The organism is Streptomyces sp. NPDC014864 (assembly GCF_043081525.1).
Taxonomy (GTDB): Bacteria; Actinomycetota; Actinomycetes; order Streptomycetales; family Streptomycetaceae; genus Streptomyces.
Map to the genome: position 1 here is coordinate 73,557 of NZ_JBIBWT010000012.1, position 20,436 is coordinate 93,992.

The window sequence follows — 20,436 nt, forward strand, 5'->3', positions numbered from 1 at the left end:
AGTGCCGTACCTCACGATGGGCACATACGGCACCTGTGCCGTGTACCCAGACGACAGGAGGTTCGTCATGGCCAACTCGTCCGCAGCCGCCGCCAGTCGGCGCCGCGCCACCGGCCCTGCCCCCTCACTGACCGGCCCGGCGAGCGACGTGCACCCCGTGCTGCGCCGGACCACGGCCCCGCCCGCCGCGCTCGACCTGCTCGCCCAGGCCCGCACCGGACTCGACGAGGCCACCGCCCTCCGGGCGCCGAACGAGCGGTACGCGACGGCCCACCTCGCCGCCCTGCGCACCGCCGCCGCCGTGCTCGCCGCGCGGGGCCGCCCGGAGACCACACCACGACGCCGGGCCCGCATCCGGAGCGCCTGGGAAGTGCTCCCCGAGATCGCGCCCGAACTCACCGAGTGGAGCGCCCTGTTCGCCTCGGGCGCCCGGCGCCGCGCGCTGGCCGAGGCCGGCGTCCAGGGCGCGGCCGGCCACCGCGACGCCGACGACCTGATACGGGACGTGGCGATGTTCATCCGGCTGGTCGAGCGGATGCTGGTGCTCCAGCCGGTGCTGCCGCGCCCGCGCCCGGACACGGACGAGGGGGAGCCCGCCGGGCACGGACGCGACATGCCGGACGCGGGGTGAGCCTCCGGCCGGCGGTCGGGGCGCGCGGGAGGGCGCCGGGTCCTGCGGCGCTCCCCGGCGCGGGCCGAGGCCCGGGCGCGGGGGAGGGTGCCGGCTCCGGCGTGGCATTCCGGAGACGGGCCGAGCCCGACCCGCGGTCGCGGCGCGGGCCGTGTCGCGTGCCCGTACCGCGGGACGGGGTCGCCTGGGCGCCGGCCGCCCCGCAGCGCCGCGGTGGAGGTGGGAGGCGGAGGTGAGGGGCGCACGCGGGGGCTGAGGCAATAGGGTGGAGGGCGCCTGAGGCCTTCCCTCGTCCCGCACCCCGGGCCGGGGAGGCAGCCCGATCGCTCCGCCCGCACGAGGCGGTTACCGCGCCGAGGAGTCACCTGCCGTGTCGGACCCGACCCGCCCCCGCGCTTCGCTCCGTACCGCCGTGGTCTGGGAGGTCCTCCAGGACGCCCTGGACCGCCGGGTCAAGGCCACGGGCCGGGAGGCGCTGGACGTCCTCGACACCGGCGGCGGCAGCGGCAACTTCGCCGTGCCCGCCGCCCGCCTCGGCCACCGGGTCACCGTCGTCGACCCCAGCCCCAACGCGCTCTTCGCGCTGGAGCGCCGTGCCGCCGAGGCCGGCGTGGCCGACCGGGTGCGGGGCGTACAGGGCGACGCCCACGGGCTGTTCGACGTCGTCGAGCGCGGCGGCTACGACGTCGTGCTGTGCCACGGCGTCCTGGAGTACGTCGACGACCCCGCCGAGGGCATCCGCAACGCGGTGGACGCCCTGCGCCCCGAGGGCGTGCTCAGCCTGCTCGCCGCCGGACTCGGCGGCGCCGTGCTCGCCCGTGCCCTGGCCGGTCACTTCAAGGAGGCCAAGCAGGCCCTGGAGAGCCCCGACGGCCGCTGGGGCGAGGGCGACCCGGTGCCCCGCCGCTTCACCCCCGAGCACCTCACCGAACTCGTCGAGCAGGCGGGCCTGACGGTCGGCGCGGTGCACGGCGTACGGGTCTTCGCCGACCTCGTGCCCGGCGTCCTGGTGGACACCGAGCCCGGCGCCCTGGACGCGCTGCTGAAGCTGGAGGCCGCGGCCGCCGAGCTTCCCGCGTTCCGCTCCGTGGCCACCCAGCTCCACGTCCTCGGCGAGACGCGGGGTGCCGCGCAGGCGTGAGCCGGCGGCCGTGACGCGCCGCTGATCAGCGTCTCGGCCGGAGATGGAGTACGCCACAGGCCCCCCGGTGGCGGGCTCCGCGCCGTATGATCTAAGGAGACCGCCCGGCATGACGGGCCGGACGCCGGGGAAAGGAAGCCTCAGCGAGCCGGGACGGCCATGACGGACACCGGTTGGTCAATTGGCGCAGAGGGGCGGGTTTCACGGGGGCGATTCCCTGCCTATCCTGAAGGGACCCCCCGGGTCGCCCCGGCGACTGCACGATGAGGAGGACTCCGTGCCGCTCTCGGAGCACGAGCAGCGCATGCTCGAGCAGATGGAGCGAGCGCTGTACGCCGAAGATCCCAAGTTCGCGTCGGCGCTCGAGGGAAGCGGGCTGCGTACGTACACCCGGCGGCGGGTCTACCAGGCGGTCGTGGGCTTCCTCGTGGGTATCGCGCTCCTCATGGCTGGAATGGTCGCCCAGATGATCTGGGTGAGCGTGGTGGGCTTCCTCGTGATGCTGGGCTGTGCCGTGCTGGCCGTGACCGGCTGGCGCAAGGCGCCCAAGCCGGGTGAACAGGCCGTCGGCGGACAGCAGGCCCGCCGTCCCGTGCGCGCCAAGCGCTCCATGATGGACCGGATCGAACAGCGCTGGCAGCGCCGCCGCGACGAGCAACAGGGCCACTAGGGCCCGCCCCGGCGCGCCGGACTCCTCACGTGGTGCCCGAGGGGGTGACCGCCCGGGCGGTCACCCCCTCCCGCATGTCCGGACCCGGACGCTCAGCTCCGCTGCCCCGACGGCCGGCGCAGGGCGGGCCGGGCGGCCGAGACACGGGACGTGAGCGCCGACCACCACGCCGACAGCCCCCACACCAGACGGACGATCGAGCGCGGCGCGAACGTGGCGCGCAGCCGCGTGCCGCTGCCGGCCGTGCTCCGCAGGCCGGCGACGACGCGGCGGACGTCCTCGGCGAGCCCGGCCGCGGGCCGCGGGTGCGGGGCGTAGAGCACCTGCTCCACGGCGTGCGCCAGCCGGTGCGCCGAGGCCCCGGTCACCGGGTCCAGCCGGCCGAGCCGCACGATCCGGGCGGCCGCCCCGCGCGGGGTCTGCGACTCGTCCGGCAGAATCCCGAAGTCCCAGGCCGTGTCCGTCAGTTCCTGCCACGCCGCCAGGGTGCGGACCACGGAGTCCGCCGCGCCGCGCCCGTGCGCGCCCAGCCGTACGGCCCGCGCCCGCCGGCGCCACAGCATCGGTGACAGCGGCAGCGCCAGGACGGCCGCCCCGCCCAGTACCCAGCCCAGCAGCTCGTACCACGGCGGGCCGCCGCCGCCCGGGACCGCCACCACCTGCGGGGACGGGCTCGCGCACTCCTGCATCTTCCGCTGCAGCGCCGTGCAGCTCTGACCGGCCGAGGGCGCGGCGGACGGTCCCGCCGACGACGACTGCGAGGGCAGCGCCGGGTCCGGCAGGGTGCTGCCCGGCGCGTCCGACCGGGTGTACGACGGGGTCGAGCCGCGGGTCGGGGTCGGTTCGAAGCGGGTCCAGCCGACGCCCTCGAAGTACAGCTCCGGCCAGGCGTGCGCGTCCTTCAGCCCCACCGCCACCGTGCCGTCGCCCTGCGGGGAACCGGGTGCGAAACCCACCGCGACCCGGGCCGGAATGCCGAGCGTGCGCGCCATCGCGGCCATCGCGAAGGAGAAGTGCACGCAGAAGCCCCGCTTGTCCTTCAGGAACCGTGCGATCCCCGCGGCGCCGCTGCCCACCTGGACCTGGGTGTCGTACTGGAAGCCGCCGTCGACGGCGAACCAGTCCTGGAGCTTGACCGCCTCCTCGTAGGGGTTCGCCGCTCCGTCGGTGACCGCCCGCGCGGTCACCCCCACGATCCCGGGCAGCGAGAGGGGCACCTTGGTGTACTCGCGCCGCAGGGCCGGCGCCGGAGCGGGCGCCGTGGCCAACTGCTCCGCCGTCGGCCGCACCTGAAGGCTCCGCACCTGGTACGTCAGCCCGCGCGTGTTCTGGCCGTGGTCGCCGACGAGCGTCATGCCCACCGGCTCGTAGCGCCAACTGCCCTTGATGCGCACCTCGCTGGGCGGGTACGGCATCGGCAGCCAGTCCTGCGCGTACCAGTCGGCCGCCGCGATCGAGGTGGTGATCTCCGTACGGCCGACCTTGGGGTCGAGGCCGGCCGGGGCGGGGAACCGGTCCGGCACGCCGACGATGTGCCGCTGGGACGGTTTCCAGGTGGTGCCGTCGAAGTCGTCCAGGGAGACGATCCGCAGATAGAGGTCGGAGACGTCACCGGCGTTCGTGCGCAGCGACATGACCGTGCGGTCCTCGTCCACGTTCAGGCTGTCGCGCAGCGACACCAGCGGGTTCACCGCGGAGATCGTGCCGCCGTTCCCGCTGCCGGAGCCGATGCCGTCACCGGCGTTGTCCAGCAGGCCGCCCCCCATCGCCGGCAGCGGCAGAAGGGCGACCGCCAGCGCGGCCGCGCCGATCCGGCGCCCGGTGCGCACCGGCGCGGTGGCCCCGCCGGCCTCCCCGCCCGCGCCGCGCGCCGCCCCGGCGAACACCCGCCCCCACTGCGAGAGCCGGTCCCGGCCCTCCGCCAGCAGCAGCATCAGATAGCCGCCCGCGGCGACCAGGAAGCTCAGCCAGTCGTCCCCGTCGGACAGCCCGGCCGCCACCGAGTACAGCGCGAGCAGCGGCAGACCCGCCGGGGCCGCGCTGCGGAAGGTCACCGCGAGGGTGTCCACGATCAGCCCGATCAGCAGGACCCCGCCGACGAGCATCAGCCGGATGCCGTCGGACAGCGGGGCCGGGATCGCGTACCGGCCGACGTCCTGCGCGCCCAGTTGCAGCAGACCGGCCAGGCGGCGGAAGGCGTCCGGACCGGGCAGCAGCCCGGCGACGGCCTGCCCGTGCGCGAAGACCAGGGTCAGCAGGAGCAGCGTGACCAGGGCCTGCGCGGCCACCGTCAGCGTCCGGGCCAGCGGCACCCGCCGGGCCGCCACGCCCACGCCCGTCTGCGCCGCCAGCAGCACCGTGGCCTGCAGGAGCCATGTCATGGGCGAGACCAGCGGCAGCAGCGCGCAGGCCGCCATCAGCGTGGCCGCCGCGGCACACAGCGCCAGTCGTGTCCGGCCGCTCATGACCGCCCCTCCCCGTGGCCCGCCACGCCCGCCGTGCCGAAGCCCGTCCTGCTCGCGGCGCCGACGCCCGTACGCTCCCGGTCCGCCTGGTGCCACACCTCCTCCAGCGAGGCGCCACGCGGCACCTCCACCGCCGTCCACCCGGACTCGCGCAGCATCCGCAGCCGCTCCCCGGTGCCGTGCACCGGTCCGGGCACGTCGGTGCGCTCCCGCACCCACGCGTCGCTGTCCAGCACGAACGCGACAGCCGCGCCGCCGCGTTGGCGCATCCTGGCGACCACCGCGGCCTGCTCCTCGTCGAGGTCGCCGAGGAAGGCCACCAGGAGCCCCTCGTTGCCGCCGCGCAGCGTGTCGTACGCCCGGGACAGGCCCGCCCCGTCCGAGTGGTCGATCACCGCGAGGGTGTCCATCATCAGCCCGGCCGCGTCCGCCGACTCCTGGCTCGCGCCCGCGAACCCCTCGGAGCCCTCGCCGGGCACCGAGGCGCCGGTGTCGGTGAGCAGCCGCACCGAGAAGCCCCGCTCCAGCATGTGCACCAGCACCGAGGCGGCGCCCGAGACGGCCCACTCGAAGGCCGAGTCCGGGCCGGCGCCCCGGAAGGCGATGTACCGGGTGTCCAGGAGCACCGTGCAGCGGGCGCGCTGCGGCTGCTCCTCGCGGCGCACCATCAGCTCGCCGTAGCGGGCGGTGGAGCGCCAGTGCACACGGCGCAGGTCGTCGCCGTGGCGGTACCCGCGCGGGATGACGTCGTCCTCGCCCGCCAGGGCCAGCGAGCGCTGCCGCCCGTCGCCGTACCCCTTGGCCTCGCCGCTCAGCCGTACCGGCGGCAGCGGTGTCACGCGCGGGACGACGGTCAGGGTGTCGAACGCGGAGAAGGACCGGGTCAGTTCGCACATCCCGAACGGGTCGGTCAGCCGCAGTTGCAGCGGGCCCAGCGGATAGCGGCCGCGCAGGTCGGAGCGGACCCGGTAGGACACCTCGCGGCGACCGCCCGGCTCCACCCGGTCCAGGACGAAGCGGGGCCGCGGCCCGAGCACGTACGGCACCCGGTCCTGGAGCATCAGCAGGCCGGTGGGCAGCCGGGAGACGTTCTCCATCCGCAGATGCACCCGGGCCTCGCTGCCGGCGGGCACGCGCGCGGGGGACAGGCGGCGGCTGCCGGCGACCCGGTGGCGCGTGCGGTGGAGCACCGCCGCGCAGAGCAGGGGCAGCGCGGCGAGCAGCAGGCCGACCCTCAGCAGATCGCTCTGCCCGAGGACGTAGGCGCAGAGCGCGGCCGCCACGCCGGCGGCCAGGAAGGAGCGTCCGCGGGTGGTCAGACCGGCCAGCGCGGTGCGTACGCCGCTTCGGTCGCCCCGGTCGGCCTCCGCACGCGCCGTCCCCGCGTCCGCCATCACAGCCGCCGCGGCGGCTGCTGGCCGAACGCCGCCGTGCCCCGGCCCAGGCCGAAGCCGCTCTGCTGCTGGGGCGCCGCGGGCACCGGGGTGTTCTGCAGGATCTCCTGCACGACCTGCTCCGCCGAACGCCGGTTGAGCTGGGCCTGGGCGGTGGGCAGCAGCCGGTGGGCCAGCACGGCCACGGCGAGGGCCTGCACGTCGTCCGGCAGCGCGTACTCCCGGCCGCCGAGGGCGGCGGAGGCCTTCGCGGCGCGCAGCAGGTGCAGGGTGGCGCGCGGCGAGGCGCCGAGTCTGAGGTCGGGGTGGGTGCGGGTGGCGGCGACCAGGTCGACCGCGTACCGCCGTACCGTCTCGGCGACGTGGACGCCGCGGACCGCCTCGACCAGCTTCACGATCTCGTGCGCGTGGGCGACCGGCTGGAGGTCGTCGAGCGGGTTGACCCCGCCGTGCACGTCCAGCATCTGCACCTCGGCGTCCGCGCTGGGGTAGCCGATGGAGACGCGGGCCATGAAGCGGTCGCGCTGGGCCTCGGGCAGCGGGTAGGTGCCCTCCATCTCGACCGGGTTCTGCGTGGCCACCACCATGAAGGGGCTGGGCAGTTCGTAGGTCTGCCCGTCGATGGTGACCTGGCGCTCCTCCATCGACTCCAGCAGGGCCGACTGGGTCTTGGGCGAGGCGCGGTTGATCTCGTCGCCGATCACGATCTGCGCGAAGATCGCGCCGGGCTTGAACTCGAAGTCCCGGCGCTGCTGGTCCCAGATGGACACGCCGGTGATGTCCGAGGGCAGCAGGTCGGGCGTGAACTGGATGCGCCGCACCGAGCAGTCGATGGACCGCGCCAGCGCCTTGGCCAGCATCGTCTTGCCCACCCCGGGCACGTCCTCGATCAGGAGATGCCCCTCGGCGAGCAGCACGGTCAGTGAAAGCCGTACGACCTCGGGCTTGCCCTCGATCACTCCCTCCACCGAACTGCGGACGCGCTCCACAGTGGCGGTCAGATCAGTGAGGCTCGCTCGATCGTCATAGGTCGTCACCCGGCCCTCCTCGGCCCTTACCCAAGCTCTGGACGAGCAGGGATACCCCAATGTTTCCCGGGCCGACACACCGCGGTGCGGACCGGCCCACCCCTGAACACGGACCTCACGCGGTAAAACGCGTGTTGTCACCCCCGCATTCTTGTTGCCGTTACCGGTTCGTGTCACTCGCCTGCGGACAAGTGGCTGCGATATGTCGGGCCTTACGGCCTTTTGTCGACGGTGACGGCGTGATGTGAGCGGGGTGTCGGGTGGGCCGGGCGGGTCGGGCGGTCGGAGGGTCAGGCGGGGTCGATCTCGCGCAGCAGACCCGTCTTGACGTCGAAGACGAAGCCGCGCACGTCGTCGGTGTGCAGCAGGAACGGCGAGGTGCGCACGCGCTGCATCGACTGGCGCACGTCCTGGTCGACGTCCCGGAAGGCCTCCACCGCCCACCCGGGACGCTGCCCGACCTCCATCTCCAGGTCGTGCCGGAACTCCTCGGTGAGGGACTCCAGGCCGCAGCCGGTGTGGTGGATGAGGACCACGCTGCGGGTGCCGAGCGCCCGCTGGCTGATGGTCAGCGAGCGGATCACGTCGTCGGTGACGACACCGCCCGCGTTGCGGATGGTGTGACAGTCGCCGAGCTGCAGGCCGAGCGCCTTGTGCAGGTCGAGTCGGGCGTCCATGCAGGCCACTACCGCGACGTGCAGGACGGGCCGGGCGTCCATCCCGGGGTCGGTGAACGCGTCGGCGTAGTGCTGGTTGGCCTCGACGAGACGGTCCGTGACCGTGCCGCCCGTTATGGCTCCATCGGATCCGGCGGGAACTGCTGCAGAAGTCGTCATACCCATGACGTTACTGGTCACCCCCGGTCCGGTCCTGCTGTGAGAGGGGACAAAGAAGGCCTCCGTGGCTTGTTGTGAGCGACTCCACACGGATCGCGACCCGGCAGCCGAACGGGTGAACCTTCGCCCCGCGCGGTGTCGCCGACGCTCCGGCGGGCGACGCGCAGGCCGGTTGATTGACCGCGAGACAGGGTGGACTAAAGTGACGCGAAGCGGGAGGCGCGGCCCTCCCTGCTGGACTGCTTTTCCCCGGAGACCCCGGCACCCGCGCGGACGGTCTCCCCACGTGCGCGGCGCGTACGTACGGCTCGGCCTTCTCCCGCTGCCGGTCGGCCGACGCTTCCGGCGCCGGCGGGCCTCCCCCTCACCGGGGGCACCCCCGGCGTCCACCGGGGGAGGGCGGGGACCCGGCGGTGCGTAGGCCCGCGCCGGACCTGAGAGGGCCCCTTGAGTCAGAGCCGACACGTCCCCGTGATGCTCCAGCGGTGCCTGGACCTGCTGGCGCCCGCCCTGGAGCGGCCGGGAGCGGTGGTCGTCGACTGCACACTCGGCCTCGGCGGCCACAGTGAGGCCCTGCTCACCCGTTTCCCCGAGGCGCGGCTCGTCGCCCTCGACCGCGACAAGGAGGCGCTGCGCCTGTCCGGCGAGCGGCTCGCCCCCTTCGGCGACCGGGCCACCCTGGTGCACGCCGTCTACGACGAGCTGCCCGAGGTCCTCGACCGGCTCGGCCTCGCGCGCGTCCAGGGCGTCCTGTTCGACCTCGGCGTCTCCTCCATGCAGCTCGACGAGGCCGACCGCGGCTTCGCCTACGCCCAGGACGCGCCGCTGGACATGCGCATGGACCAGACGACCGGCATGAGCGCCGCCGAGGTGCTCAACACCTACCCGCCCGGTGAACTCGTCCGCATCCTGCGGGCCTACGGCGAGGAGAAGCAGGCCAAGCGGATCGTGGCCGCGATCGTGCGCGAACGCGAGAAGGAGCCCTTCAGCACCAGCGCCCGGCTGGTCGAACTCATCCGCGACGCCCTGCCGCAGGCCGCCAAGCGCACCGGCGGCAACCCGGCCAAGCGCACCTTCCAGGCGCTGCGCATCGAGGTCAACGGCGAACTGGCGGTCCTGGAGCGGGCGATCCCGGCCGCGGTCGGGGCCCTCGCCGTCGGCGGCCGGATCGCCGTACTGTCGTACCACTCGCTCGAAGACCGCCTGGTGAAGCAGGTGTTCGCGGCCGGTGCCACCAGCACCGCCCCGCCCGGACTGCCGGTCGTCCCCGAGCGCTACCAGCCCCGGCTCAAGCTGCTGACGCGCGGTGCCGAACTTCCCACCGAGGAAGAGATCGCCGAGAACCGGCGGGCGGCACCGGCCCGGCTGCGCGGGGCCGAGCGCATCAGGGAGGACGTCGAGTGAGGGAGCTGACGGGGCGGCCGTACGCGTGCGGCGCCGTCCCCCGCGCGGTGGGCGAGTGGGAACGGCGAAATCGGGGGGACCGGTGAGCAGCAGACCCGAACTGAGGGGCCGTGCCGCCCGGCTCGCGCGGCTCCTCCCGGCCAAGGGCGGCCAGGCCGCCCGCACCCCGTTCGTCCTCCTCGTCGTGCTCCTCCTCGGCGGCGGCCTGATCGGTCTCCTGGTGCTGAACTCCGCGCTCAGCGAGGGCGCGTTCCAGCTCGACGACCTGCAGAAGGACACCAAGAACCTCACCGACGAGGAGCAGGCCCTCCAGCGCGACATCGACTCCTACTCCGCCCCCGACGCCCTCCAGCGCCGCGCCCGCCAACTCGGCATGGTGCCCGGCGGCGACCCGGCCTTCCTGAGCCCCGACGGCACCGTGAAGGGCGTCCCGTCGCCCGCCCCCGAGCCCGATCCGGAGGACGTGCCGGTGTCGGTACGGCCGCCGGAGGACCTCACGGCGTCGCCGGCCGCCACGGACGGCACCCGGCCGGCCGTACCCGCGACCACTCCGCCGACGGCGGCGGGTACGGCGTCGCCCACGGCCCCCGCCAGCGCGTCGCCCTCCGCCCCGGTCGCGTCCGCCCCCGCCGCCGCGCCCCCGCCCCAGCCCGCCTCGACCACGACCTCCGGCAGGTGACGGAAGTGTCCGACAGGGAACCGCCGCGCCGCCGCGTGCCCGGACCCGCAAGGCCCGCCCGCCCCCGCGGCGGCCAGCGCCCCGGCCCGGGCGCCCGCCCGGCCCGCCGCCCGGGCCCGCGCCGCCCCCCGGCGTCGCGCGTCCTCCGGCTCGGCAGCCCCCGCCCGCGGCTGCGCATGGTCGCCCTGGCGCTGACCCTGGTGCTGCTCGTGTTCGTCGTACGGCTGCTCCAGGTGCAGGCCGTCGACGCGAGCGCCTACGCCGCCAAGGCCGACGAGAACCGGTACGTCGTCCACACGCTCGCCGCCGAGCGGGGCGGCATCACCGACCGCAACGGCGTGGCCCTCGCGATCAGCGTGGACGCCGACGACATCACGGCCGACCCCACCATGTTCACGCGCGGGGAGCTGAAGGTCGGCGACGGGCCCGAACGGGCCGCCGCGCTGCTCGCCCCGATCCTCGGCCAGGAGCAGGACACGATCGCGCGGAAGCTGCGCACGCCGAACACGCGCTACGTGCTGCTGGCGCGCCGCCGGACCCCGCAGGTCTGGAAGCAGATCAAGGACCTGAAGTCCGCGCTCGTGAAGAAGTCCCAGGCGGACAAGTCCACCGTCAACGTCCTCGCCGGAGTCTTCGCCGACCCCAGCAGCAAGCGGGTGTACCCCAACGGCGACCTCGCCGCCGGGATACTGGGCTGGGTCAACGCCGAGGGCAAGGGCGGCGGCGGTGTCGAACAGCAGCTGGAGAAGCAGCTGTCCGGCAAGGCCGGCCAGGTCCGCTACGCCCAGTCCGGCGGCCGCCAGGTGCCCACCGCGGGTTCCACCGAGACGCCCGCGGTGCCCGGCGCCGACGTCGAGCTCACCATCGACCGGGACATCCAGTGGGCCGCGCAGAACGCCATCAGCGAGCAGGTGAAGAAGTCCGGGGCCGACCGCGGCTACGTCATCGTGCAGGACACCCGGACCGGCGAGATCCTCGCCATGGCCAACGCGCCGGGCTTCGATCCCAACGACCTGTCCCGGGCGAACCCGGCCGCGCTCGGCAACGCCGCCGTCCAGGACGCCTTCGAGCCCGGCTCCACCGCCAAGGTCATGTCGATGGCGGCCGTCCTCCAGGAGAACGCGGCCACCCCGCTCACCCACGTCGTCGTGCCCAACCGGCTGCACCGCGGCGACCGGCTCTTCCAGGACGACGTCGACCACGACACCTGGTACCTGACGCTCAACGGCGTGCTCGCCAAGTCCAGCAACATCGGCACCATCCTGGCCACCGGGCAGCTGGGGAAGACCCAGGCGGAGGCCAACACGGTCCTCTACTCCTACCTCCGCAAGTTCGGCATCGGCCGCTACACCGGACTGGACTTCCCCGGCGAGACCAGGGGCATCCTCGCGCCGCCCGACAAGTGGTCCACCTCGCAGCAGTACACGATCCCTTTCGGCCAGGGCTTCTCCATCAACGCGATGCAGGCGGCGTCCGTCTACTCGACGATCGCCAACGACGGCGTCCGGGTGCAGCCCACCCTGGTGCGCGGCGCCAAGGGCGCCGACGGCCGCTTCACCCCCGTCCCGAAGCCCGAGAAGTCGCGGGTGGTCAGCGCCGCGACGGCCAAGCAGCTCGCCCGGATGCTGGAGTCCGTGGTGGACGACGAGCAGGGCACGGGCGTGAAGGGGCGCATCCCGGGGTACCGGGTCGCGGGGAAGACGGGTACGGCCAACCGCGTGGATCCGGCCACGGGCAGATACCGCGGCTACACCTCGTCGTTCGCCGGGTTCGCCCCCGCGGACAGCCCCCGCGTCACCGTGTACTGCGCCATCCAGAACGCCACCAGGGGCAGCTACTTCGGCGGCCAGATCTGCGGCCCGGTCTACAAGCAGGTCATGGAGTTCGCGCTGAAGACGCTCCAGGTGCCGCCGACCGGAGCGCGGGCCGCGAACCTGCCCGTCGACTTCAAGCCGTGACCGTCCCCGAGCCCCGCACCACCGGACACCACGCGACCGCACCGCCGCTGCACACCGATCAGGAAACAGCCCGTGACAACGAACACCTCCGGCCCCGGGAACCCCACCCCGCCCAGGCCCTCACTTCGCTCCGGAGCGGGTACGCCCGGTACGCTCACCGCCGTGCCACACGCTGATCAGTCCCAAACCACCCAGAAGGGCGCTTCCGTGACGTATCCGGGACCGCCGCGACCGGCCCAGGTCTCCGCCACACCCCTCGCGGAGCTCGCCGGACAGCTGGGTGCCGCCACCCCCGAGGGCGCCGCCGAGGTCACGGGGATCACCCACGACTCCCGCGCCGTGCGCCCCGGCGACCTGTACGCCGCGCTGCCCGGCGCCCGCATGCACGGCGCCGACTTCGTCACGCAGGCGGCCGGCCTGGGCGCCGTCGCCGTGCTGACCGACCCGACCGGCGCCGAGCGCGCCGCCGCGACCGGCCTGCCGGTCCTGGTCGTCGACGACCCGCGCGGGCGGATGGGCGAGCTGGCGGCCACGATCTACGGCCACCCCGGCCGCGACCTGCTCCAGATCGGCATCACCGGCACCTCCGGCAAGACCACCACGGCCTACCTCGTCGAGGGCGGCCTGAGGACGGCCAGGTCCACCGGACTGATCGGCACCGTCGAGATGCGCATCGGCGACGAGCGCATCAAGTCCGAGCGCACCACCCCCGAGGCGACCGACCTGCAGGCCCTGTTCGCGGTGATGCGCGAGCGGGGCGTCGAGGCGGTCGCCATGGAGGTCTCCAGCCACGCGCTGGTCCTCGGCCGTGTCGACGCCTGCGTCTTCGACATCGGCGTGTTCACCAACCTCAGCCCGGAACACATGGAGTTCCACTCCGGCATGGAGGACTACTTCCAGGCCAAGGCGCAGCTGTTCACGCCCCTGCGCAGCAGGCTCGGCGTGGTCAACCACGACGACGAGTACGGGCGCCGGCTGGTCCGGGAGGCCACCGTCCCGGTCGTCACCTTCTCCGCCGAGGGCCACCCCGACGCCGACTGGCGCGCCGAGGACGTCGAGGTCGGGCCCCTGGACTCGACGTTCACCGTGATCGGCCCCGAGGGACAGCGGATCGCCGCCAGGTCGCCGCTGCCGGGCCCCTTCAACGTCGCCAACACCCTCGCCGCGATCGTCGCCCTGGCCGCCGCGGGCCTCGACCCGCAGGCCGCCGCCGACGGAGTCGCCGCCGTGCCGGGCGTGCCCGGCCGCCTGGAGCGGGTGGACGCCGGACAGCCCTACCTCGCCGTCGTCGACTACGCCCACAAGACCGACGCCGTCGAGTCCGTCCTCAAGGCCCTGCGCAAGGTCACCAAGGGCCAGGTGCACATCGTGATCGGCTGTGGCGGCGACCGCGACCGGACGAAGCGGGCCCCCATGGGCGCGGCGGCGGCCCGGCTCGCCGACACAGCCGTACTGACCTCCGACAACCCCCGCTCCGAGGACCCCCTGGCGATCCTCGCGACCATGCTCCAGGGCGCGGCGTCCGTGCCCGCGCACGAGCGCGGCGAGGTGGTCCTCTTCGAGGAGCGGGCCGCCGCGATCGCCGCCGCGGTCTCCCGCGCGCGGCCCGGGGACACCGTGCTGGTCGCGGGCAAGGGCCACGAGCAGGGCCAGGACATCGCCGGCGTGATCCGTCCCTTCGACGACCGCCAGGTGCTTCGCGAAGCTATCCAGCAGACCCAGGGATGAACTTGTGATCGCCCTCTCCCTCGCCGAGATCGCAGCAGTCGTCGGCGGGCAGACGCACGACATACCGGATCCGTCCGTCCAGGTCACCGGACCCGTCGTCCGGGACTCCCGGGAGGCCGGGCCCGGCAGCCTCTTCGTCGCCTTCGTCGGGGAGCGCGTGGACGGCCACGACTTCGCGCGGGCGGTCGTCGAGGCGGGCGCGGTCGCCGTACTGGCCTCCCGTCCCGTCGGCGTGCCCGCGATCGTCGTCGACGACGTCCAGGCCGCGCTCGGCGCCCTCGCCCGCCATGTGGTGCGTCGGCTCGGCACGACCCTGGTGGCCCTCACCGGCTCCGCGGGCAAGACCAGCACCAAGGACCTCATCGCCCAGGTGCTGGGCCGCAAGGCGCCGACGGTGTTCACGCCCGGCTCCCTCAACAACGAGATCGGGCTGCCGCTGACCGCCCTGACCGCCACCGAGGAGACGAAGTTCCTCGTGCTGGAGATGGGCGCCCGCGGCATCGGCCACATCCGCTACCTCACCGGCCTGACCCCGCCGAAGGTCGGCCTGGTGCTCAACGTCGGCACCGCCCACATCGGCGAGTTCGGCGGCCGCGAGCAGATCGCCCAGGCGAAGGGGGAGTTGGTCGAGGCGCTGCCCGCCGCGGAGGAGGGCGGGGCGGCGATCCTCAACGCCGACGACCCGTTGGTCCGGGCCATGGCCTCCCGTACGAAGGCGAGGGTGGTCCTTTTCGGAGAGAGCGACGAAGCGGACGTACGCGCCGAGAACGTAAGACTCACGGACACCGGACAGCCCTCATTCAGGCTTCACACACCCTCCGGTGCAAGCGATGTGACCATGCGCCTGTACGGTGAGCACCACGTGTCGAACGCGCTCGCCGCGGCCGCCGTCGCCCATGAGCTGGGCATGTCCGCGGAAGAGATCGCCACCGCGCTCTCCGAGGCGGGCTCCCTCTCCCGCTGGCGGATGGAGGTCACCGAGCGCCCGGACGGCGTGACCATCGTCAACGACGCCTACAACGCCAACCCCGAGTCCATGCGGGCCGCCCTGCGCGCGCTGGCCGCGATGGGCAGGGGACGGCGGACCTGGGCGGTGCTCGGCAAGATGGCCGAGCTCGGGGACGAGGCGCTCGCCGAGCACGACGCTGTCGGACGGCTCGCCGTCCGGCTCAACGTCAGCAAGCTCGTCGCGGTCGGGGGCAGGGAAGCGTCCTGGCTGCAACTGGGCGCATATAACGAGGGTTCGTGGGGTGAGGAGTCGGTGCACGTGTCCGACGCACAGGCGGCGGTCGACCTGTTGCGCAGCGAGTTGCGCCCGGGAGACGTCGTTCTCGTGAAGGCGTCCCGTTCGGTCGGTCTGGAGAGCGTTGCCCAGGCGCTGCTGGAGACCGGTGCCGAGGGTGAGGTCGCCGCCCGATGATGAAGCAGATCCTGTTCGCAGGTGTCATTGGCCTCTTCCTGACGCTGGTCGGCACACCACTGCTGATCAAGCTTCTCGCCCGCAAGGGCTACGGCCAGTACATCCGCGACGACGGCCCGCGCGAGCACGCCAGCAAGCGCGGTACGCCGACCATGGGCGGCATCGCCTTCATCCTGGCGACGGTCGCCGCGTACTTCCTGTCCAAGGTCATCACCGGCTACCCTCCGACCTACTCGGGCCTGCTGGTGCTCGGCCTGATGGTCGGCATGGGCCTGGTCGGCTTCCTCGACGACTACATCAAGATCGTCAAGCGCCGTTCGCTGGGTCTGCGGGCCAAGGCGAAGATGACCGGCCAGCTGATCGTCGGCATCGGGTTCGCCGTGCTCGCGCTGATGTTCGCCGACAACCGCGGCAACACCCCCGCCTCCACCAAGCTGTCGTTCATCACCGACTTCGGCTGGACGATCGGCCCGGTGCTGTTCGTGGTCTGGGCGCTGTTCATGATCCTCGCGATGTCGAACGGCGTGAACCTCACCGACGGTCTGGACGGTCTGGCCACCGGCGCCTCCGTGCTGGTCTTCGGCGCCTACACCTTCATCGGCGTGTGGCAGTTCCAGGAGTCCTGCGCCAACGCGCAGACCCTCACCAACCCGGGCGCCTGCTACGAGGTCCGCGACCCGCTCGACCTCGCGGTCGTCGCCTCCGCGCTGATGGGCGCCTGCCTCGGCTTCCTGTGGTGGAACACCTCGCCGGCCAAGATCTTCATGGGCGACACCGGTTCGCTCGCGCTCGGCGGCGTGCTCGCCGGCCTGGCGATCTGCTCGCGCACCGAGCTGCTGCTCGCGCTGCTCGGCGGCCTGTTCGTCCTGATCACCATGTCGGTGGTCATCCAGGTCGGCTCCTTCCGCCTGACCGGCAAGCGCGTCTTCCGGATGGCGCCACTGCAGCACCACTTCGAACTCAAGGGCTGGTCCGAGGTCCTGGTGGTGGTCCGCTTCTGGATCATCCAGGGCATCTGTGTGATCGTCGGACTGGGCCTCTTCTACGCGGGATGGGCAGCGGACAAGTGACCGACTGGCAGGGGAAGAACGTCACCGTCGCCGGACTCGGCGTCTCGGGTGTCCCGGCGGCCAAGGTCCTGCACGGGCTCGGCGCGAACGTCACCGTCGTCAACGACGGCGACGACGAGCGGGCCCGGGCGCAGGCCGCGGAGCTGGAGGCGCTCGGCGTCACGGTCCGGCTCGGTGACGGGGAGACCCTGCCGGAGGGCACCGAGCTGATCGTCACCGCGCCCGGCTGGAAGCCGGACAAGCCGCTGTTCCTCGCCGCCGGCAGGGCGGGCGTACCGGTCTGGGGCGACGTCGAACTGGCCTGGCGGCTGCGCGGCCCGGACGCCCCGCCGTGGCTGGCGGTGACCGGCACCAACGGCAAGACCACCACCGTGCAGATGCTCGCCTCCATCCTCACGGCGGCGGGCCTGCGCACGGCCGCCGTCGGCAACATCGGCGTCTCGCTGCTGGACGCCGTGCTCGGCGAGGAGCGGTACGACGTCCTCGCCGTGGAGCTCTCCAGCTACCAACTGCACTGGGCGCCCTCGCTGCGGGCGCACTCCGCGGTGGTGCTCAACCTGGCGCCCGACCACCTCGACTGGCACGGCTCCATGGAGGCCTACGCCGCCGACAAGGGCCGTGTCTACGAGGGCAATCGGGTCGCCTGCGTCTACAACGCCGCCGACAAGGCCACCGAGGACCTGGTGCGCGAGGCGGACGTCGAGGAGGGCTGCCGGGCGATCGGCTTCACCCTCGGCACCCCCGGGCCGTCCCAACTCGGCGTCGTGGAGGGCATCCTGGTGGACCGCGCGTTCGTCGAGAACCGGCACGAGAACGCCCAGGAGCTCGCCGAGGTCGCCGACGTGAACCCGCCGGCCCCGCACAACGTCGCCAACGCCCTTGCCGCCGCGGCCCTGGCGCGCGCCTTCGGGGTACCGCCCCAGGCCGTACGGGACGGGCTGCGGGCCTTCACCCCGGACGCCCACCGCATCGCGCACGTCGCCGACGTGGACGGCGTGGCGTACGTGGACGACTCCAAGGCCACCAACACCCATGCGGCAGAAGCGTCGTTGGCGGCCTACGAGTCGATCGTGTGGATCGCGGGCGGTCTGGCGAAGGGCGCCACCTTCGACGAGCTGGTCGCCAGGTCGGCGAAGCGGCTCCGGGGTGTGGTGCTCATCGGCGCCGACCGCGCCCTGATCCGTGAAGCCCTCGCGCGACACGCCCCGGAAGTACCCGTCGTCGACCTCGACCGGACCGACACTGGGGCGATGCTCCAGGCCGTCCAGGAGGCGAAGCGGCTCGCCGGACCCGGCGACACGGTGCTGCTGGCCCCGGCCTGCGCCTCCATGGACATGTTCGCCAACTACAACAGGCGCGGTGACGCGTTCGCCCAGGCGGTGCGCGAGCTCGGCGCCTGACCCGGCCGCCCGCCGGGCGACTTCGGGAGGAACGCGTGCGACCGTCAAGGCCGACGTACAGGGGAGGTGCCGATGCCCGGTAGCCGCACCGGCCGGCGGCCGCCCGTGCAGCGGGCGGCGGGCCGGCCCGCGACCCCCCGCACGCCCCGCGAGCATCCTCTGCGGCGTTTCCTCATCCGGGCCCGCAAGGCCTGGGACCGGCCGCTGACCGCGTACTACCTGATCTTCGGCGGCAGTCTGCTGATCACCGTGCTGGGCCTGGTGATGGTCTACTCGGCCTCCCAGATCACGGCGCTGCAGATGGCGCTGCCGGGCTCGTACTTCTTCCGCAAGCAGCTGCTCGCGGCCGTCCTCGGGGCCGGGCTGCTGCTCGCCGCCTCCCGGATGCCGGTCAAGCTGCACCGGGCCCTCGCCTACCCGATCCTGGCGGGCGCGGTGTTCCTGATGGCGCTGGTGCAGGTGCCGGGGATAGGGATGTCGGTCAACGGCAACCAGAACTGGATCTCGCTGGGCGGCTCCTTCCAGATCCAGCCCAGCGAGATCGGCAAGCTGGCGCTGGTGCTGTGGGGCGCCGACCTGATCGCGCGCAAGCAGGACAAGAGGCTGCTCACGCAGTGGAAGCACATGCTGGTGCCGCTCGTGCCGGTGACCTTCCTGCTGCTCGGCCTGATCATGCTCGGCGGCGACATGGGCACCGCGATCATCCTCACCGCGATCCTCTTCGGCCTGCTGTGGCTGGCGGGGGCGCCCACACGCCTCTTCGTGGGCGTGCTGTCCGTCGCCGCCGCGATCGGCGGGCTGCTGATCAAGACCAACCCGAACCGCATGGACCGGCTCGCCTGCATCGGAGCCACGGACCTCGGGCCGGGCGGGACGTGCTGGCAGGCGGTGCACGGCATCTACGCGCTGGCCTCCGGCGGGATCTTCGGCTCCGGGCTCGGCGCGAGTGTGGAAAAATGGGGCCAACTGCCCGAAGCCCACACGGACTTCATCTTCGCCGTCACCGGTGAGGAACTGGGTCTGGCGGGGACGCTGTCGGTGCTCGCCCTGTTCGCGGCTCTAGGCTATGCGGGCATCCGCGTGGCCGGACGCACGGAGGATCCCTTCGTGAGGTACGCCGCGGGAGGCGTGACCACGTGGATCACCGCGCAGGCGGTGATCAACATCGGTGCGGTGCTCGGTCTGCTGCCGATCGCCGGCGTCCCGCTCCCGCTGTTCTCCTACGGAGGATCCGCCCTGCTGCCGACCATGTTCGCCATCGGGTTGCTGATCGCCTTCGCGCGGGACGAGCCCGCTGCGCGGGCGGCGCTTGCGATGCGGCAACCTCGCTTTGGTAGAAAGCGGGCGGGAGGCTTTGCGGCCGACCGGAAGTCCGGCCGGAAGCCCGATCGGACGTCCGGCCGGACGCCTGAGCGGGGCTCCGGGCGGGAACCCGGCCGGGAGCCTCGGAGATGGAACACGATGCGACGGCGCGCCTCGGCGGCGCGCTCGTCCGGAGAGCGGTGAATTTCGGTGCATGTCGTACTCGCCGGCGGAGGTACCGCGGGCCACATCGAGCCCGCGCTCGCCCTCGCGGACGCCCTGCGCAGGCAGGACCCGACCGTGGGGATCACAGCCCTGGGCACGGAGCGAGGTCTGGAGACCCGGCTCGTCCCGGAGCGGGGCTACGAGCTGGCGCTGATCCCGGCCGTGCCCCTGCCGCGCAAGCCCACCCCCGAGCTGATCACCGTCCCGGGCCGGCTGCGCGGCACGATCAAGGCCGCCGAGCAGATCCTGGAGCGGACCAAGGCGGACGCCGTCGTCGGCTTCGGCGGTTACGTGGCCCTGCCCGCCTACCTGGCGGCCAAGCGGCTCGGCGTCCCGATCGTCATCCACGAGGCGAACGCCCGCCCCGGCCTGGCCAACAAGATCGGTTCGCGCTACGCGGCCCGGGTCGCCGTCTCCACTCCGGACAGCAAGCTGCGCGACGCCCGCTACATCGGCATCCCGCTGCGCCGCTCCATCGCCACCCTCGACCGGGCCGCCGTGCGCCCCGAGGCGCGCGCGATGTTCGGGCTCGACCCCAACCTGCCCACGCTCCTGGTCTCCGGCGGCTCGCAGGGCGCCCGCCGGCTCAACGAGGTGGTCCAGCAGGTCGCGCCCTACCTCCAGCAGGCGGGCATCCAGATCCTGCACGCGGTCGGCCCGAAGAACGAACTGCCGCAGGTCCACCAGATGCCGGGAATGCCCCCGTACATCCCGGTAAGTTACCTGGACCGGATGGACCTCGCGTACGCCGCGGCCGACATGATGCTCTGCCGGGCCGGCGCGATGACCGTCGCCGAACTCTCCGCCGTCGGACTCCCGGCCGCCTACGTCCCGCTGCCCATCGGCAACGGCGAACAGCGGCTGAACGCCCAGCCGGTGGTCAAGGCCGGCGGCGGCCTGCTGGTCGACGACGCGGAACTCACCCCGGAGTGGGTGCAGCAGAACGTCCTGCCCGTGCTCGCCGATCCGCACCGGCTGTACGAGATGTCCCGCGCCGCCGGGGAGTTCGGCCGCCGGGACGCCGACGACCTGCTCGTCGGCATGGTGCACGAGGCGATCGCCTCGCGCCGTTAGGACCATATGCA

At 73.3% G+C, this 20,436-nt stretch carries 16 protein-coding genes; 12 read left to right on the top strand and 4 right to left on the bottom strand.

All coding sequences use genetic code 11. From position 1 onward, the window contains the following. Positions 1-67: 67 nt before the first annotated feature. From ACF1A5_RS22125 to ACF1A5_RS22135, 3 genes are all read left to right on the top strand, one after another. Positions 68-631: an SAV_6107 family HEPN domain-containing protein gene (locus tag ACF1A5_RS22125; protein ID WP_392194567.1), complete on the top strand. Its 564-nt coding sequence runs from the start codon at positions 68-70 to the stop codon at positions 629-631. A gap of 370 nt (positions 632-1,001) precedes the next feature. Continuing rightward, positions 1,002-1,772 carry a methyltransferase gene (locus tag ACF1A5_RS22130; RefSeq protein ID WP_392194568.1) on the top strand — a complete coding sequence of 257 codons (771 nt, stop codon included), beginning with the start codon at positions 1,002-1,004 and terminating at the stop codon, positions 1,770-1,772. A gap of 277 nt (positions 1,773-2,049) precedes the next feature. After that, entirely contained in the window at positions 2,050-2,442 is a 393-nt protein-coding gene (locus ACF1A5_RS22135) for a DUF3040 domain-containing protein (protein WP_392194569.1), read from the top strand. A gap of 92 nt (positions 2,443-2,534) precedes the next feature. Here the strand turns inward: ACF1A5_RS22135 and ACF1A5_RS22140 are convergent, their stop codons facing one another. From ACF1A5_RS22140 to ACF1A5_RS22155, 4 genes are all read right to left on the bottom strand, one after another. After that, positions 2,535-4,907 (bottom strand): DUF3488 and DUF4129 domain-containing transglutaminase family protein, encoded by a 2,373-nt coding sequence (locus ACF1A5_RS22140; RefSeq protein WP_392194570.1) that lies wholly within the window; start codon positions 4,905-4,907, stop codon positions 2,535-2,537. After that, on the bottom strand, positions 4,904-6,301 hold the full coding sequence (locus tag ACF1A5_RS22145) for a DUF58 domain-containing protein (RefSeq protein WP_392194571.1): 1,398 nt from the start codon (positions 6,299-6,301) through the stop codon (positions 4,904-4,906). The genes ACF1A5_RS22140 and ACF1A5_RS22145 overlap by 4 nt, the downstream gene beginning before the upstream one ends. After that, on the bottom strand, positions 6,301-7,338 hold the full coding sequence (locus ACF1A5_RS22150; protein ID WP_392194572.1) for an AAA family ATPase: 1,038 nt from the start codon (positions 7,336-7,338) through the stop codon (positions 6,301-6,303). Before ACF1A5_RS22150 ends, ACF1A5_RS22145 begins: the two co-directional genes overlap by 1 nt. A gap of 281 nt (positions 7,339-7,619) precedes the next feature. Then, positions 7,620-8,165, bottom strand: coding sequence for a beta-class carbonic anhydrase (locus ACF1A5_RS22155; protein WP_392194573.1), 546 nt, complete (start codon positions 8,163-8,165; stop codon positions 7,620-7,622). A 447-nt stretch (positions 8,166-8,612) separates the two neighbouring features. Here ACF1A5_RS22155 and rsmH point away from each other — a divergent pair, with 447 nt between their 5' ends. The 9 genes from rsmH to murG all read left to right on the top strand — a co-directional run bounded on the left by rsmH (position 8,613) and on the right by murG (position 20,425). Continuing rightward, a complete protein-coding gene (rsmH, locus tag ACF1A5_RS22160; RefSeq protein WP_392194574.1) occupies positions 8,613-9,569 on the top strand; it encodes a 16S rRNA (cytosine(1402)-N(4))-methyltransferase RsmH in 957 nt (318 codons plus the stop codon). A gap of 82 nt (positions 9,570-9,651) precedes the next feature. Continuing rightward, complete coding sequence (locus tag ACF1A5_RS22165; RefSeq protein ID WP_392194575.1) at positions 9,652-10,248, top strand: septum formation initiator family protein; 597 nt, start codon at positions 9,652-9,654, stop codon at positions 10,246-10,248. A gap of 5 nt (positions 10,249-10,253) precedes the next feature. Further along, complete coding sequence (locus ACF1A5_RS22170) at positions 10,254-12,206, top strand: peptidoglycan D,D-transpeptidase FtsI family protein (RefSeq protein ID WP_392194576.1); 1,953 nt, start codon at positions 10,254-10,256, stop codon at positions 12,204-12,206. 72 nt (positions 12,207-12,278) lie between these two features. Continuing rightward, entirely contained in the window at positions 12,279-13,934 is a 1,656-nt protein-coding gene (locus ACF1A5_RS22175; protein ID WP_392194577.1) for a UDP-N-acetylmuramoyl-L-alanyl-D-glutamate--2,6-diaminopimelate ligase, read from the top strand. Between the two features lie 4 nt (positions 13,935-13,938). Continuing rightward, positions 13,939-15,354, top strand: a complete 1,416-nt coding sequence (gene murF / locus ACF1A5_RS22180) for a UDP-N-acetylmuramoyl-tripeptide--D-alanyl-D-alanine ligase (RefSeq protein WP_392194578.1) — start codon at positions 13,939-13,941, stop codon at positions 15,352-15,354. Next, complete coding sequence (mraY, locus tag ACF1A5_RS22185; protein ID WP_392194708.1) at positions 15,354-16,424, top strand: phospho-N-acetylmuramoyl-pentapeptide-transferase; 1,071 nt, start codon at positions 15,354-15,356, stop codon at positions 16,422-16,424. The genes murF and mraY overlap by 1 nt, the downstream gene beginning before the upstream one ends. Further along, the gene (gene murD, locus ACF1A5_RS22190) at positions 16,406-17,824 is read left to right on the top strand and encodes a UDP-N-acetylmuramoyl-L-alanine--D-glutamate ligase (RefSeq protein WP_392194579.1); all 1,419 of its coding nucleotides are present in this window, start codon (positions 16,406-16,408) and stop codon (positions 17,822-17,824) included. Before mraY ends, murD begins: the two co-directional genes overlap by 19 nt. A gap of 72 nt (positions 17,825-17,896) precedes the next feature. After that, positions 17,897-19,330 carry a putative lipid II flippase FtsW gene (gene ftsW / locus ACF1A5_RS22195; RefSeq protein WP_392194580.1) on the top strand — a complete coding sequence of 478 codons (1,434 nt, stop codon included), beginning with the start codon at positions 17,897-17,899 and terminating at the stop codon, positions 19,328-19,330. A gap of 6 nt (positions 19,331-19,336) precedes the next feature. Beyond that, a complete protein-coding gene (murG, locus tag ACF1A5_RS22200) occupies positions 19,337-20,425 on the top strand; it encodes an undecaprenyldiphospho-muramoylpentapeptide beta-N-acetylglucosaminyltransferase (RefSeq protein ID WP_392194581.1) in 1,089 nt (362 codons plus the stop codon). The last annotated feature ends 11 nt before the right edge of the window (positions 20,426-20,436 follow it).